Here is a 16,554-nt window from a genome sequence, read left to right on the forward strand (position 1 = left end):
GACAATTATTTGAGTTAGTTAATTGTAAAATGCGTCTTAATAATTAAGGCGCATTTTTATATTTTTTAATAGCTTCTCTAATCTTTTCTATTCTATTTTCTGGATCAGGATGTGTGCTCTGAAATTCTGGAACACGATTAGGACCTGCAGCAGCTTTTAAAATCTCCATGACACCTATCATTTCCTCAGGATTGTATCCTGCTTTTATCATAAATTTTACTCCCAGCTCATCACTTTCTAATTCGTCTCCTCTTCCATTTTTTAAGAGTTGACCTTGTCCCATTTGCTGAGCAACACCTCCCATATCTATGGCAGAACTACCCATTGCTATCACTTTCCAAAAATTTGCATTTGTAATGCGCTCATTAGAATGCCTGCCTAAAACATGACCTATTTCGTGACCTAAAACTCCTGCCAACTGATCTTGGTTTTCTAATTTTGAAAACAAAGCATAGGTTATAAAAATTTGTCCTCCTGGTAATGCAAAAGCGTTTATTGTATTTTCATCTGCTAATAAATGAAACTCATATTCGTAAGGTGTTTTTTTAGCAATACTACTATTTACAAGCTTATTACCTACATCATCTACCAAAGCTTGATATTGGTTATTGGGATGTAAACCACCATGCTGTTTTGCCATACCTGGAGCACTTTGCAAACCTATAGCGATCTCTTGATCAGGAGATAGTGATATGGCTTGTTTTTTACCTGTGTAGGGATTAATTTCTTCTTGACTGCATTTTCTAACAAACGCAAAGGCTACCACAGCCAAGGCTATAAGAATTCTAACTTTAAAATTACCTCTTCTCATGATGATTGTCTTAGTCTGATAAATTTACAAAAGTTTGACACATAATTTCCTGAAAAGTCATCTCATATAGCTTCAAATTTCCAAAAACATTAATTTTACAGTTTTAAACTACTAGAATGAACTACGACTTTAAAATACTACCTAACTCTGAGCTAGAGTCTATAATACCATTGGTTTTTGAACTAAATAACGGGAAGATAGAAGCTTCTGTTTTATCATCACGATTTAACGAAATAAAAAATCAGAACTATGAATGTGCTATCATAACTTTAAAGAATGAAATAGTTGGCATCACTGGTTTATGGTTTTGTACAAGGCATTACTCTGGGAAATCTGTAGAAATAGACCATGTATTCATAAAACCTCAACACAGAAATAAAGGATTAGGAAAATTATTTATGCGTTGGATTCAAGAGTATTGCAAAGCAAAAGGTTATGAATCTCTTGAGCTAAACACCTATGTTCAAAATCATCCTTCTCACAAATTCTACTACAATGAAGGCTTCAAAATTTTAGGCTATCACTTTCTAAAAAAGATATAACCTATTTTAAAAATCTTAAATCAGAGTTGGTTGGCAGTTCGTAAGGATCTTTATTGTACTCAAAAATTCTAGCTTCCAAATCACCTTTTAGTGTTAGGCTATCATCTTTTACTTCTATCCAACTCCCTTCTCTTAACCCAATAACAGGTTGCGTATTAAACGCATGAAACTCTTTAATTCTGGTTTCTCTGGTTTCTCCCATATGTGTACTACTTGGATCTGGGTCTAGATAGTGCGGATTTATATTAAACGGCACCAAACCTAAAGTCTTAAAACTTGGTGGATAAACAATAGGCATATCGTTAGTGGTATTCATTGTAAGACCGCAAATATTACTACCTGCACTTGTGCCTAAATATGGCGTCCCATTATTTACAGCCTCTTTTATTGAAGATAATACATCGTTTTTATACAACTGATTTACTAAAACAAATGTATTTCCACCTCCTGTAAAAATACCTTCAGCTTCTTTAATCGCTTTTTTAGGATCATCAAAAGTATGAATCCCTCTCACTGTCTTACCTATTTTCTTAAAAGGCTCAGCCACTTTAGCTGTATACTCATCATGCGAAATACCACCTGGTCTTGCATAAGGAACAAATAATATTTCGTTTGCTGATTCAAAATGAGTCTTTAATTCATCTAAAAGGTACTCTAAAGAACCGCTTCCATGAACGGTTGATGTGCTGGCTATAATAACTGATTTCATACAACAAATTTAACATATATAGTTGTAAACTTTAAAATCGAAGCACTCCACTTTAACAAAGTTTTATTAACCCTTTTATATGAAAATTGATGAATAAGCACGAACTTTATATAACAATAACACCAACATGAAACACATACTACTTATAATAAGTTGCTTATTAACTATTTCTATTTATAGCCAAGATATTGAGAGGGTTGCTGTAAACGGAAAAATCTCAGTTGCCTCTGAAGACAAAGAAGGCGTAACTGTATTTAATACAACAACCAATAAAGGAACTATTACAGATGAAAACGGAGAATTCTCAGCTACGGTTGCTGTAAATGATGTATTAGAATTTAGCGCTATTCAGTTCAAAGATTTTAAAGTTACTATTACCAAAGACATCATAAAATCTAAAAAACTTACTGTTATCCTTGTAGAAGAGGTTAACAAACTAGACGAAGTCGTTATTTTACCTTTTGGACTTACAGGTAATATTAATGCCGACTTAGAAAATGTAAGAACCTACAATGTAAGTTTAGATTATGTATACTTAGGACTAGACAATATTGAAGATTTTGAGTTTTCTGCAGATTATAAAACCAAAGCAGATAATTTGGCTTTTAATGAAAACAATCCTACTGTAGGAAACATGCTAAACATTGTTAATCTTGCTGGTTTTATTGTAAGCCAAGTTGTAGATATAGAAAAAGAAGACAAAACAGATGCCCAAAAAGCCATTAACAGAACACCTTTTAAAGAAGCTCTAGATAAATATAGTGTTAACTACATTCACACTAATTTTAATATTCCTCTAGATCAGGTAAATGCTTTCATTGACTATATTGAAGCCCAAGGCATCGATGAAGAACTCCTTGCAGAAGACAAAGAAATGCAATTTCTAGAACGCATAACGCAACTAAGCAAATCTTTTCTTAAGGATAAAAGTGAAAAAGACTAAACTCACATTTAGTCTTGTAGCACTAATTTTTTCGTTGTTGTTGCAAGCTCAAAGGCAAGAAATTAAAGGCAAATTAATTGCCGACGATGATGTGGAAGGTATTCATATCATAAACAAAACAGCATCAAAATACACTGTATCTAACGAGAAAGGCGAATTTAGTATTGAAGCAAAAGCCACAGATACATTGTTCATTTCTAGTTTAATTTATAATAACAAAGAGATCATAATTTCAAAAGAACACGAAGATTCTAATTCTATTGAAATTAAATTAGATGAAAAAGTAAGCGAACTCGATAAAGTTATTGTAGGCAAAATACTTACCGGAAGTTTACAATCTGATTTAGAAAACTCGAATGCCAAAACCGAAATCAACTTCTATGATCTTGGCATACCAGGCAACACCAAACTACCACTTACGCAAAACGAAAAAAAACTACATGATGCAGATGGTGGTTCTTGGGGACATTTAGGTCTTGGATTTGGTGTTAATTTTCATAAACTTCTCAATAAAATTAGCGGCAGAACCAAAAAACTAAAAGACATTGTAGAGCTAGATGACAGAGACAAATGTATCAACAGACTCAGAATTGATTATGAATCTATAATTTTTGAAAACGACACACTTCCCAAAAACCTTAGAGACGAGTACTTTTTATTCTCCCAAGAAGACGAAAATTTTCTAAACCTATGCAAAAAAGACAATGACATTGAGCTGCTAGAATTTTTACAACAAAAATTAAAAGCTTACAGAGAAAACCTTGATAGTTCTAATAATGATTAACTTTGGAATACTTTTTGGGTTTTCTCAAAAAGAATAAGAAAATCTTATATGAAATCAGCATCCTTTATTTTCGCCTTAGTCGTAGGCATACTATTAACATCCAGTAGCACTAAACACGAATATTACGTAAGTGTTACCAATATAGAATATGCTAAAGAACAGCAGTCTGTTCAGATAATTAGCCAGATTTTTATTGATGATTTTGAAAGACTTATTCGTCAGCGTTATGATGAAACCATAACACTTGCCGAGGAAGATGAGCCAGAGATTGTAGATGAATACATGAAACGGTATCTAAAAGACAAACTAAAAATTAAAATTAACGGCACAGCATATGATTTTAATTACATTGGAAAAGAATATAAAGACGACATTACCTATTGCTATCTCGAAATAGAAAATATCAAAAACATCAAATCTATAAATGTTGTTAATCGTATTCTGTTTGATGTACTTCCAGATCAACAAAATATCGTTAGACTAAAACTATTAAACAAAAACAAGAGTTTCTTACTCATTTCTGAGAATGATGAATGCGTGTTAAACTTTAACTAAAAATTCTGTTAAAACGCCTTAATTTCTCTATTTTCGGAATCATTTTTTAATTAACACTAATTGCAATGAAAATTTTCAAGTACTTCTTTGGTGCTATGCTTTTTGTTTCGGCAAGTGCTTTTGCACAAGATGACATTAAGCCAGAGCGCAAGCCAGGTCACACTAACCAAAACAAATTCAAACAATTATACGATGAATTTGCCACACCAAACATGTTTAGAACTGGTTCTGGCGCACCAGGTCCTGCTTACTATCAACAGCAAGCAGACTACAAAATGGATATAGAAATAGACGACGTTAATGCCAAATTATATGGTAACGAAACTATTACATATACCAACAATTCACCAGATGAGCTAACATATCTTTGGGTACAACTAGACCAAAATATGAGAGCTAAAGACTCTAAAACACCTTTAATTAATAGTTCTGGAATTGGTCCTGCAACTTCAGCTTCAAGAGCAACAGGAACGTACTTAAAAGATAGTTTTGACGGAGGTTTTAACATAGAGCATGTAAAAGACACTAATGGTAAAGATTTACCTCACACCATTAACCGCACAATGATGCGTGTAGAGTTACCAACACCTATGAAAACAGGAAATAAATTTTCTTTTAATATAAAGTGGTGGTACAACATTAATGATCACGTTAATGATGGAGGACGTTCCGGTTATGAATATTTTGAAGAAAACGATAACAGATCTTACGTTATAGCACAATTTTACCCTCGTATGGCTGTATACAACGATTTAGAAGGCTGGCAAAATTCTCAGTTTTGGGGAAGAGATGAATTTGCATTACCATTCGGTAACTTTGATGTTAATATTACAGTACCAGCAGATCATATCTTAGACGGAACAGGTAACTTAACCAACAGAGAAGAAGTTTTCTCAAAAGAAATGATGAAACGTTACAATAAGGCTAAAAAATCTTACGATAAGCCTGTAATGATTGTTACCGAAGACGAAGCTCGTAAAACTGAAAAGACTAAAAGCAATAAGAAAAAAACATGGAAACTTTCTGCCAAAATGGTTAGAGATTTCGGTTTTGCAACATCGAGAAAGTATATATACGATATGATGGCTGTAAAAATTGGAGACAAAGATGTTATGGCTGTTTCTTTATATTCTAAAGAAGGGAATCCGCTTTGGGAACAGTGGTCTACAAGAACAGTTGCTAGTACATTAAAATCATACTCTCGTATGACATTTGATTATCCGTACCATAAAGCCATTTCTGTTCATGCACAAAGACAAGGAATGGAATACCCAATGATTTGCTGGAATTACGGAAGACCAGACAAAGATGGTAACTACTCAGATAGAACTAAGTACGGAATGATTAGTGTTATCATCCATGAGGTTGGCCACAACTTCTTCCCTATGATTGTAAATAGCGATGAGCGTCAATGGACATGGATGGACGAAGGATTAAACACTTTTGTTCAGTATGTAGCAGAGCAAGATTTTGGTGAATGGAATCCAACCGCTTTATCTCCAGGTCACGACCAATACCCTTCTCGTAGAGGTCCTGCTAAAAATATCGTAAGATATATGGGAGGCGATCAAGATTTTATTGCACCTATTATGACTAAAGGTTTAAACACATATCAGTTTGGAAGCAATGCTTACAGCAAGCCAGCTACAGGACTAAACATACTGCGTGAAACTATAATGGGTCATGATTTATTTGACTATTCGTTTAGAGAATATTCAAAACGTTGGATGTTTAAGCACCCAACACCTGAAGATTTCTTTAGAACTATGGAAGACGCATCTGCTGTAGATTTAGACTGGTTCTGGAGAGGATGGTTCTACACTACAGATTATACAGACATAGGTATTAAGGAAGTTAAGAAATTTGCAGTAACTAACAACCCTAACGAAAATGGAAAAAAACTTGCTGAGCAATATAACATAGACCCGAATTCTCTTGTTTATTTTATTGCTGAAGGTGATGAAGGCTATGATGATGCTTTAAAAAGTGGTAAAGCTATAGAAGACCTTCCTACAGTAAAAGAATACATAATGGACAACTTTACTCCAGAGCAGCAAAAAAGCATGAAGAAGTCTCCAAAGTTTTTCTACGAAGTAACTTTTGATAAACCAGGTGGTTTAGTTATGCCATTAATTGTTGAGTATGTATATGCTGACGGTACAAAAGAAAAAACTACTTATCCTGCTCAAGTATGGAGGCTAAACGATAAAGAAGTAAGTAAAGCTATTGCTTCTGATAAAGAAATCGTTTCTATTACTGTAGATCCAGACCTTGAAACAGCAGATATTGACACTTCAAATAACTCTTGGCCAAGAGAAACTAAAGAAAGTGATTTCGATAAGTTTAAAAACAAAGTGAAAGATTAAGAAAAATTTATTCAAAATTAAAGCCGACTTTAACGAGTCGGCTTTTTTTATTACATAAAGTCACTCTATATTTGCATTGTGATACAATTAGCAACATTTTTATTTATCGGAGGTACCGAAATTGTTTTTATACTATTCATATTAGTATTAGTTTTTGGTGCAGATAAGCTTCCTGAGATTGCCAGAGGGCTTGGTCAAGGTATGCGTCAGCTAAAAGACGCCACAAATGATATAAAGCATGAAGTAACCAAAAGTGCTAAAGAAAATAATATCATAGATACTGATACTACAAAAGAGATTCAAGAAGAAATCAATAAGGTTAAAGATGATCTCGAAAACTTTACTGGCTCTGTAAAACGCAATAGATAAAATACATTATCCTTTAATTTTTTGCTATTTATTTAACGCATCAATAATAATTCAAGCGATTTTTAATCAATTATTTAATATATTTAGACATACACTAACGTCTAAACCATTATTAAATGAAAAGAAATTTCTTAAAACTATTACTTCTATCAGTAATAGTACTAGTATCGTGCTCTAAAGATGATACTAATTTAGAAAACCAATCAGAAATTATTCAATTTCCTGAAGAACCACTCTCTGTAGAACAAATTAATTCAAGAATTACTGAAACTATAGAAAACACAGGCGATTTTGACTGGAATGCCGTTGACGAACATTTTTTATGGAGTGCTGTTGTTCACGGACAAAATGTACTAACTGTTGGATACGGAAATCCTGACCAAAGTTTCAGCGAAACGGAAGATCCTGTTTTAGAGTCTAAAAAAAATGCATTAATAGATATTGTACTTCAGAATGAAGATTTTGACGAAAGAAAACTAAAATTAATAGAACACGAAATCATTACCGTGTTTGATATAGAAGTTACAAAAATTGAAACCATTATTGAGCTAAGAAAGAGCGATTTTGTTCGCTATTTAGAACCTAATGGCTATAATCAATATTCAACCTTTACAGCCAAAAGCAGTTCTGGTTGCGACAAAAATCCTGACAGTATAAATTCTGCGCACTACACTACAATTAGTCCAAATAATGCGCAAGTGTCTTGGCATTTTAACGAGCATAACATTCCTCAGGCTTGGAATCACAGCTCTGGTTCTGGTGTTACCATTGGTCTTATAGATACTGGTGTCTCTGCTTCTCAATATTTATTAAATGCATCAGGAATTAATGATGGTGCTTCTACAGGTAGATTTGTTCAGAAATACGGAACTTTTATAGATTCTTCATGGTGGTGGAGTAACAACTATGATGGACCTCATGATAAGTGTGGTCACGGTACAGCAATGGGCTCTACCATGGCAGCACCAAGAAACAATGACGGCATGCCTGTTGGTGTAGCATACAACTCTAATCTAGTTGCATATAGAGCAACTGAAGATGTTTTATTAAATGATTACCATGAACGCAAAGGTGTGTCTGCAGCTTTAACACAATTAGGCAATAGAAATGATGTAAAAATCATCTCTATGTCTATTGGTTACGTTTGGTCTATAGGTAACATTAAAGATGCTGTAAAATACGCTTATAGCAAAGGAAAATTAATCTTTGCTGCTGGTGGAACCTCAACAAGCTTTACAAATGGCTTTGGTGTTATTTTCCCAGCAACAATGAGCGAAACTGTCGCTGTAACTGGAGTTAATGATGGCACTAGCTATGAACGATGCGAAACCTGCCATAGCGGAAGTAAAATTGATTTTACAATAATCATGGAAGGAGACAACAACACTAGTAAAGCACCTCCTGTTTTAGGGTTTAACACAGGCCAAAGACGTTACACTGGCGGATCGTCTGTAGCAACAGCAACAACTGCAGGTATAGCTGCTTTAATATGGTCTAAATATCCTGGTTGGTCTAGAACCCAAGTACTCAATAGACTTAAGCAATCTTCAGAATTTTACCCAAGCAAAAACAGTAGTTTTGGCTATGGTAATATTGATGCGCTATTAGCTGTTCAGTAAGAATTGAACTATCAAAAACTAAAAAGAGCTTCGTGAATTAACACAAAGCTCTTTTTTTATTTTCTTCTGGAAATTGTAAGTCCATCTCTTATAGGCAACAAAACTGTTTCAATCCGATGATCTTCTTTTAGCAGATTGTTGTAATCTAAAACCGCTTTTGTTGAAGTATCTTTTTCTTTTAGTGGCTCAACGACTTTTCCATGCCATAGGACATTGTCGGACAATATAATTCCGCCAGGATTTAGTTTGTCTATGATAAGATGAAAGTAATTACTGTAATTAGGTTTATCTGCATCGATAAAAACCAAATCAAACATCATATCTAACTCAGGTATAATATCTAGTGCGCTACCTGTATGCTGTATAATTTGAGAACCGTAATCCGATTTATCAAAATACTTTCGCTGAAAATCGTGAAGCTCCTCATTGATATCAATAGTATGAATAACTCCATTTTTTTGCAAACCTTCGGCTAAACACAATGTTGCATAGCCTGTAAAGGTTCCTAATTCCAAAACAGATTTAGGATTTACCAACTTAGAAATCATGCTCAATACCCTACCTTGATAAGGACCACTAAGCATAATAGGCTGTAATATCTTTTGATACGTTTCTCTAGTTAATTGTTGTAATAACTCTGGCTCTTGCTCAGAATGTGAAACCACATAATTGTCTAATGCCTCTGGCAAAAAATACATATCAAAATAATTTTAAAAGAAATATTAATTTATTCAGCTTTTTCTGGTTCTTCAGGAAGCTCTAATTCTACTTCCTCTTCCTCAGGCTTACCTAAAAAGAATAACACAGCTCCTACAACGACTAAACCAATTTTTATAGCCCAAGCCACACCTTCGCCCCATTCATATATCCAATCAGTAAATCTTATTGTTAAACCTACAAAAGGTAAAACAATTAAACCTATACCTATTAATGCCATGTAAGAACCTACTTTTCTCATATTACTTGATTGTTTGATTAGATTCTAAATATAGACAAAAAATTGAAAATTATAGCCTTAAGACATTATTCTGGCTACTAAATCCTTTTTAGCCTTTTCATCATCACCACACAACCATTGTATCACGTTGTCTTCCCAAATAGCATCACGTTGTGGCTCTGATATAATTTGACGCTCCATAGCTAAATCTAGAATTTTACCAGGATATGAAGATTGTTGGGCACTTTCCATTTCACCCAAAGGATAAGGATCATCCAATCCCATAATAACTTGATTAGAACCTTGATTCTTTATCAATAATTCTAAAGAACCTGTGTCGTGTACTAAAGTATCAAAGAAAATATTTTTATGACCAACAGCCTTACGAGGATGCTTTTTTCCTTCAAACAAATCTGGTCTTCCATCAAATCCTTGAATTCGACGACCAAGATTAATCTGAGCTAACTGTCCGCCATGAGCAAAACAAATTCGCATATTAGGATACTTTTCGTAGTACCCATTTAAGGTTAAAAAATGGTATGCATCTGCACATTGTGCTAACATCCAAATTAAGTGAAAACGCCAAGATGTGTTTTCTAGCTTTATGAATTTTTCACCATCGTACGGATGAATTTCAACAGCTAAATTATATTTATCGGCAAGCTCAAAAATAGGTTCGTTTTCTTCATCAAAAATGCAACGCCATGTTCCAATAGTATCCATATAATGTGTTGGCAAACACAACAAACGCATTCCTAAAACCTCAACACAACGCTCTATTTCCCAACAAGCGCCTCTTACAAAACCAGGATGCACCACAAAACCCGTTGTAAATTTACTCGGATGATCGTGTTGTATGCGTGCATTAAAATCATTTTGAAAACGCAAGGCTTGTTTCATCTCTTCCAACCTTAAACCATTACCATAAAGTTGAGATAAATTCAAAACAACAGCATGATCAATTTTAAAGTGCTCCATCCATGCTAACTTTTCATTTAAGAAAAAACTAGAATCAGTAATAGGTCTATTCCAATCCTTTTGAAGCATAAATTTTCGGTCTTTATCTACCCAAAAAATCCCCTTGTCTTTCATAAAATCAGGAATTTCTTCTGGGTAAGGTAGTAAGTGTGAGTGACCGTTTATTCTTAGTTTTCGTTTTTCCATTATCTGTAATTCCTGCAATAACAAGAATCTTTAGTTTTAGTAATTAGTTAAGATTTTTAAGTTCCTACGCGTGCAGAATAACAATTAGCCTTCTAATTGTACTTTTTTTGGAGGTTGCATAACAGCCTCACAATTAGGACATGTACGTTTTACTTTGTCTCCATAATATGCATCAAAAATTTTCGGCATATCGGTTTCAATATTATCTAAAGTAAAGTCTTCTTCATATAATTTAGTTGTACAATTTTCACAAAACCATAACAACGCATCTTGCACACCCTCTTCTCGAGGATATTCTATCACCAAACCAACGGTATTAGCACCTCGTTGCGGTGAATGTGGCACTTTTGGTGGTAACAAAAAGATCTCTCCTTCTCTTATATGAATATCTTTTGGTTCTCCATTATCAATAACTTTTAAAACAATATCACCTTCTACTTGATAGAAAAATTCGGGTGTTTCGTTGTAATGGTAATCTTTGCGACTATTTGGTCCGCCAACAACCATAACGATAAAATCACCATCCTTCCAAACCACTTTATTACCAACAGGTGGTTTTAATAAATGACGATTTTCTTCAATCCATGCTTTAAAATTAATAGGCGGAAATAATTTGCTCATAATAAAAGGCCCATCCTAGCCTTCCCAAGGGGAAGGAACTCTTACTCGGGTACGTAAGAGTATTTATTTTTACTAAAAAATTTTACAGTTTAAAGATAGTAATATTCAGACAAATTTCCCTTCCCTTAGGGAAGGGTTAGGGATGGGCTTCTACAAACTTTTTGTTCTACCACCATCAACCGGAAGGTTAATTCCGTTAATATAGCTGGCACATTCACTTGCTAAAAAGGTGATTGCAGCAGCTAATTCTTCTGGTTTTGCAAAACGTTTTGCTGGTACAGCACTTTTCATAGCGTTGGCTTCTTCTTCTTCTGTTTTACCTGTTTTATCGCTTTTGTTTTTAATAATTTCGGTTAAACGTTCTGTTCCAGTTGCTCCAGGTAACACGTTGTTTACGGTAATGCCAAATTGTCCAAGCTCGTTAGCTAAGGTTTTGCTCCAATTGGCTACAGCACCACGAATGGTATTGCTTACACCAAGTCCATCTAATGGCTGTTTTACTGATGTTGAAATCACGTTAACAATACGTCCATAGTTTTCAGCTTTCATAAACGGAACAACAGCTTGTACTAATACATGATTACATTTTAAGTGCTGTGTAAAAGCGCTTTCAAATTCTTCAATTTTTGCTTCAAAAACTGGTCCGCCAGCTGGTCCGCCTGTATTGTTTACCAACACATGAAATCCGTGATTATTCTTAATATAGCTTTCAACTTTTTCTTTTAATTCCATCGGATTAGAAAAATCAGCTACGATATAATCGTGATTTCTGTGTTTTGGTAATTCGGCTAAAACAGCCTTTAGTTTGTCTTCGTTTCTTGCTACTAGTGTGATATTTGCACCTTCTTCAGCTAAAGCTAAAGCAGTTGCTTTACCAATACCTGCTGTGCTACCACATACTAATGCGTATTTGTTGTTTAGTTTTAAGTCCATAATAACTTCCTACGTAGGCAGGAATCTTTTTAGTTTATATTGTTAAATGAGATTCCTGCTTTCGCAGGAATGACATTAATACTTTATACATACATTCTTAGCCTCAGTAAAAAAGCGTAAAGCTTCAAATCCACCTTCGCGACCAACTCCGCTTGCTTTAACGCCGCCAAAAGGTGTGCGTAAATCGCGCATCATCCAAGTGTTTACCCAAACAATACCTGCTTGTAATTCGTTACTCATTCGCATGGTGCGTTTTAGGTTATTTGTCCATAGCGTTGCTGATAATCCGTATTTTACTTTGTTAGCCATCTCTAACACGTCGTCTTCAGTTTTAAATGGCATAATAGTAACTACTGGTCCAAAAATTTCTTCTTGGTTTACACGACATTCGTCCGTTTTTACTTCGATAATTGTTGGTTGTAAATAGTAACCATTTTCGTAACCTTCAACAGTAACTTCGCTTCCGCCACATAAAATAGTTGCGCCTTCTTCTTTAGCAATTTCGATGTAGCTTTTCACCTTTTCAAGATGCGGTTTTGAAACTAAAGCACCAATATTAGTGTCTGTTTCAGAAGGATGACCAACTTTCAAGCTTTTAACTTTTTCGACAAAGTCGGCTTTGAATTTCTCATAAATAGTTTCTTCTACAAAAATTCGGCTTCCACATAAACAAATCTGACCTTGATTAGCAAACGACGAACGTACAGTTGTGTTCAGCATATTCTCGTAATCGCAATCGGCAAAGATGATATTTGGGTTTTTTCCGCCTAATTCTAAAGACAGTTTTTTAAACATTGGTGCGGCAACTTTGGCAATATGCGCACCAGTTGCTGTTCCGCCAGTAAAACTAATGGCTTTGATATTTGGATGCTCTACAATAGCTTGACCAGTCGTAGTGCCTAAACCGTGAACAATATTCAACACACCTTTAGGGAGGCCAGCTTCATTACAAATTTCACCTAACAAATAAGCCGTCATTGGTGTGACTTCGCTTGGCTTGGCTACAACACAATTCCCTGTGGCGATTGCTGGTGCGATTTTCCAAGTGAACAGATACAATGGTAAATTCCAAGGACTAATACAGCCTACAACACCAATAGGTTGGCGTAGCGTATAATTTACCGCATTTTGACCAACACTTTCGTGGCTTTCGCTTGCAAATTGAGTAATGGCATTACCAAAGAACCTGAAATTACTTGCTGCTCTTGGTATATCTACCATTTTGGCGAGACTTACAGGTTTTCCATTATCCTTACTTTCGGCTTCTGCAAAACGGTCTAAATTGGCTTCTAATAATTCTGAAATTTTAATTAAAATTCTGCTACGTTCTTCTAAAGTAGTTTGACTCCAGCTAGAAAAAGCAGATTTAGCAGCTTTGTAAGCTTGCTCTACATCGTCTTTTGATGAGTTTGGGATTTGCCCATAGACTTCACCGTTTGAAGGATTGTAGTTGTCAATCCACCCATTAGCAATGGGAAGCGAGAAATCTCCGTTTATGTAGTTTTTGATATTCAATTTATTTGTTTTTTAAACTGACTAATAAGTTAATATTTAAAAGGTATCATTTCAAAATTTAGATTCTTAAAGATTAATTATAAAATTTATCTCATCCAACTTCCAACCTCTTTTTCCAAGACCCATTGGTTATTTTTCTTTTTATAAATAAAAGAGGAACCACTAAACTCCTTGTAGTCAACCTGAATAAAGGCTAAATCTTGTCTTTGATTAAAAACAGGTTTTAATATATAAATATGCTTGTGCTTTTCAAGAAGTTTAAAAACCTTATCTAAAGAATCTTGAGAGACCAGTTTTTTTTCCACCAAAGTATCGCCAATGTATGATCTATCAATTAATTCATCATAATTAATAGTTTTAAATCCTGCTTCAATTAAATCATCTAAAATAAAATTGTCCGATTGAATTTGGTTGTAAACGAATGTTGTATCTTTTATGTTTAAGTACTTCGAAATTAATTCTACTTCAGATATCCATCTAATTTCTCCGTTTTCAGTTAAAGGTTTTTTAACATTAAAAAACCTTTTTTTAAAAACATAAGCGTTTTTATAATATTTAGTAAAAATACTTGTATCCTTTGAAATTGAAGTCAAAAACTCTAATTGTAATTCTTTTACGGATATTTTTCTTTCTTCGGAATTCTTACAAGAAAAACCAAAAAAAAGAATAATCAGGTATTTGTAATAGTATTTCAATAAAAATATAGTTAAATAAATTAAAGTTAATTTACTTTTTATAAGCCATCACCTTAATCTCAACCAACAAATCAGGATGCGGTAATTGGTGTACAGCAACGGTTGTTCTTGTTGGTCCAGTAGCTTTTTCAAAAAACTCGGCGTAGGCTTTGTTGTAACCTGCAAAATCGTTCATGTTTACTAAAAAGGTAGTTACATCAACCACATCTTTCAAGCTGGCACCAACGGTTTGTAAATTTTTATCGATGTTTTTTAAAACTTCTCTGGTTTGAACTTCGATATCTAATTTTTTGGTGTTCATTTCGTCAATAAGTTCTACACCAGCAATTGTATTGTCTGCGCGCCTTGAACTGGTTCCTGATACGAAAATGAAATCGCCGACCACTTTTACATGTGGATATGCGCCTCTTGGTGTTACTTTAGTTCCTGCGTTTGTGTTCATATTGGTTGTCATTCTGAACTTGATTCAGAATCTATTTTTTGATTATTTTATCTTCCTGAGACTTCTCGACTGCGCTCGAAGAGACAGTTTATTCTTTTTTATGACATTCCTGCTTTCGCAGGAATTTAGTGATGCATCGTTTTTGCAACGTTGTCATCATCTATAATATTGTTAGTTTTTTCTTGTACTTTTTGTAAAGCTTTTTCTAATTGCTCATAAGTCATATCTGCTGTTATCGATATCTCGTTATCTGCAATCATATTTAAAATAGCTTTGTCTTGCGCACGACCTTTGGTCATGGCTTCATGATAGCCAATATTTTCATTGAATGTTACCATCGAGTATTTTGAAAAATAGTGCTCTGGAAAATGCTTTTCTAATTGCATTTCTAATTGGCGCTTTGTTTTGAACATTGGATTGGCAACGTGATCGCGCATTTCGTAATAGTTCTCTTCGGCTAATTCGCCAATAGCGTCTGCATCTGCCTTTCTAACCGATTGATAGGTTTTAAAAATGGTTTCCCAATTACCTTCATGTTTATCAATAATGCTATCTAAAACCGCAACATCTTCAAAAGACGCATTCATTCCTTGACCGTAAAACGGAACAACAGCATGCGCGGCATCACCTAAAATTAAAGTATTGCCTTTATAATGCCAAGGTGAACATTTTATAGTGCCTAAAGCACCTGTTGGATTGTTTGCAAACTCGTCTGCAATATTTGGAATTAGCGCCAATGCATCAGGAAATTGCGCTTGGAAAAAGGCTTTTATGTTGTCTTCTGTATCTAAATCTTTGAAATTATAATCGCCTTCTTCGTGTCCTAAAAACAACGTCACCGTAAAACTTCCATCTAAATTTGGTAAAGCGATAAGCATATATTCGCCTCTTGGCCAAATGTGTAAATAGTCTTTACTGATTTGATGACTTCCGTCTACAGCTGCAGGAATTTCTAATTCTTTATATCCATGCGTTAGGAAATTCTGTGAAAAACTGAACAAGAATTTACGTTGTAAAAAGTAGCTTTTTCTTAATTCTGAACCTGCGCCATCAGTACCAAAAATAACGTCTGCAGTGACGTTAAAAGCTTCATTTGTATTACGATTTTTAAAATGAACGGTATTGGTATCTAAATCTACAGTTTCACATTCGGTATTAAAATGAATGGTTAGATTGTCGTATGTATCGGCTTCAGTTAATAGCATTCCGTTTAAATCACCTCTTGAAATTGAGTTGATGTATTCGTTATCGCGACCAGAATAGTTGGATGCAAAGGTATTACCTTTGGTATCGTGCATTAATCTACCTTTCATTGGGATACAAATCTCACGCGCTTTATCTTCAACATTAGCTAAACGCAAGGCTTTGAATCCGCGATCTGATAAGGCAAGGTTGATAGAACGACCCGCAGAAATATCTGTTGTACGTAGATCTGGTCTGCTTTCGTAAACACTAACGTTATAGCCACGTTGTGCTAAACGTAGTGCTAAAAGTGAACCGCATAAACCTGCGCCAATGATTAATATGTTTTCTTTTTGTTTCATAATTT

Annotated in this window: 18 protein-coding genes; 7 read left to right on the plus strand and 11 right to left on the minus strand. The window is 34.5% G+C overall.

The features are described 5' to 3' along the window. Positions 1–43: 43 nt before the first annotated feature. Positions 44–811 carry a M48 family metalloprotease gene (locus tag P7122_RS02310; RefSeq protein ID WP_278004157.1) on the minus strand — a complete coding sequence of 256 codons (768 nt, stop codon included), beginning with the start codon at positions 809–811 and terminating at the stop codon, positions 44–46. Positions 812–927: 116 nt separating this feature from the next. Here P7122_RS02310 and P7122_RS02315 point away from each other — a divergent pair, with 116 nt between their 5' ends. Further along, positions 928–1,353: a GNAT family N-acetyltransferase gene (locus P7122_RS02315; RefSeq protein WP_278004158.1), complete on the plus strand. Its 426-nt coding sequence runs from the start codon at positions 928–930 to the stop codon at positions 1,351–1,353. Between the two features lies 1 nt (position 1,354). On the opposite strand, the gene pepE is transcribed toward P7122_RS02315, so the two are convergent. Continuing rightward, positions 1,355–2,062 carry a dipeptidase PepE gene (gene pepE, locus P7122_RS02320; RefSeq protein ID WP_278004159.1) on the minus strand — a complete coding sequence of 236 codons (708 nt, stop codon included), beginning with the start codon at positions 2,060–2,062 and terminating at the stop codon, positions 1,355–1,357. 127 nt (positions 2,063–2,189) lie between these two features. Here pepE and P7122_RS02325 point away from each other — a divergent pair, with 127 nt between their 5' ends. From P7122_RS02325 to P7122_RS02350, 6 genes are all read left to right on the plus strand, one after another. Further along, positions 2,190–3,005, plus strand: a complete 816-nt coding sequence (locus P7122_RS02325; RefSeq protein WP_278004160.1) for a carboxypeptidase-like regulatory domain-containing protein — start codon at positions 2,190–2,192, stop codon at positions 3,003–3,005. Beyond that, positions 2,992–3,789 (plus strand): carboxypeptidase-like regulatory domain-containing protein, encoded by a 798-nt coding sequence (locus tag P7122_RS02330; RefSeq protein ID WP_278004161.1) that lies wholly within the window; start codon positions 2,992–2,994, stop codon positions 3,787–3,789. Before P7122_RS02325 ends, P7122_RS02330 begins: the two co-directional genes overlap by 14 nt. 48 nt (positions 3,790–3,837) lie before the next feature. Next, the gene (locus P7122_RS02335) at positions 3,838–4,344 is read left to right on the plus strand and encodes a DUF6702 family protein (RefSeq protein WP_278004162.1); all 507 of its coding nucleotides are present in this window, start codon (positions 3,838–3,840) and stop codon (positions 4,342–4,344) included. Positions 4,345–4,409: 65 nt separating this feature from the next. Beyond that, positions 4,410–6,710, plus strand: coding sequence for a M1 family metallopeptidase (locus P7122_RS02340; protein ID WP_278004163.1), 2,301 nt, complete (start codon positions 4,410–4,412; stop codon positions 6,708–6,710). Positions 6,711–6,788: 78 nt separating this feature from the next. Continuing rightward, positions 6,789–7,079: a Sec-independent protein translocase subunit TatA/TatB gene (locus tag P7122_RS02345; protein WP_278004164.1), complete on the plus strand. Its 291-nt coding sequence runs from the start codon at positions 6,789–6,791 to the stop codon at positions 7,077–7,079. Between the two features lie 116 nt (positions 7,080–7,195). Beyond that, on the plus strand, positions 7,196–8,698 hold the full coding sequence (locus tag P7122_RS02350) for a S8 family peptidase (protein ID WP_278004165.1): 1,503 nt from the start codon (positions 7,196–7,198) through the stop codon (positions 8,696–8,698). A 56-nt stretch (positions 8,699–8,754) separates the two neighbouring features. On the opposite strand, the gene P7122_RS02355 is transcribed toward P7122_RS02350, so the two are convergent. From P7122_RS02355 to P7122_RS02395, 9 genes are all read right to left on the minus strand, one after another. Further along, entirely contained in the window at positions 8,755–9,396 is a 642-nt protein-coding gene (locus P7122_RS02355; RefSeq protein WP_278004166.1) for an O-methyltransferase, read from the minus strand. A 29-nt stretch (positions 9,397–9,425) separates the two neighbouring features. After that, entirely contained in the window at positions 9,426–9,656 is a 231-nt protein-coding gene (locus P7122_RS02360; protein ID WP_278004167.1) for a hypothetical protein, read from the minus strand. A 57-nt stretch (positions 9,657–9,713) separates the two neighbouring features. Beyond that, positions 9,714–10,799, minus strand: a complete 1,086-nt coding sequence (locus tag P7122_RS02365; protein ID WP_278004168.1) for an amidohydrolase family protein — start codon at positions 10,797–10,799, stop codon at positions 9,714–9,716. A gap of 84 nt (positions 10,800–10,883) precedes the next feature. Further along, on the minus strand, positions 10,884–11,420 hold the full coding sequence (locus P7122_RS02370) for a 3-hydroxyanthranilate 3,4-dioxygenase (protein WP_278004169.1): 537 nt from the start codon (positions 11,418–11,420) through the stop codon (positions 10,884–10,886). 150 nt (positions 11,421–11,570) lie between these two features. Further along, the gene (locus tag P7122_RS02375; protein WP_278004170.1) at positions 11,571–12,353 is read right to left on the minus strand and encodes an SDR family oxidoreductase; all 783 of its coding nucleotides are present in this window, start codon (positions 12,351–12,353) and stop codon (positions 11,571–11,573) included. 75 nt (positions 12,354–12,428) lie between these two features. Next, positions 12,429–13,868, minus strand: coding sequence for an aldehyde dehydrogenase (locus P7122_RS02380; RefSeq protein WP_278004171.1), 1,440 nt, complete (start codon positions 13,866–13,868; stop codon positions 12,429–12,431). 86 nt (positions 13,869–13,954) lie between these two features. Continuing rightward, positions 13,955–14,461 carry a hypothetical protein gene (locus tag P7122_RS02385; protein ID WP_278004172.1) on the minus strand — a complete coding sequence of 169 codons (507 nt, stop codon included), beginning with the start codon at positions 14,459–14,461 and terminating at the stop codon, positions 13,955–13,957. A gap of 133 nt (positions 14,462–14,594) precedes the next feature. Continuing rightward, the gene (locus P7122_RS02390) at positions 14,595–15,005 is read right to left on the minus strand and encodes a RidA family protein (protein ID WP_278004173.1); all 411 of its coding nucleotides are present in this window, start codon (positions 15,003–15,005) and stop codon (positions 14,595–14,597) included. Between the two features lie 125 nt (positions 15,006–15,130). Then, positions 15,131–16,549: an FAD-dependent oxidoreductase gene (locus P7122_RS02395; RefSeq protein WP_278004174.1), complete on the minus strand. Its 1,419-nt coding sequence runs from the start codon at positions 16,547–16,549 to the stop codon at positions 15,131–15,133. Positions 16,550–16,554 lie beyond the last annotated feature (5 nt).

It is taken from the genome of Winogradskyella marincola (assembly GCF_029624125.1).
Classification (GTDB): Bacteria; Bacteroidota; Bacteroidia; order Flavobacteriales; family Flavobacteriaceae; genus Winogradskyella; species Winogradskyella marincola.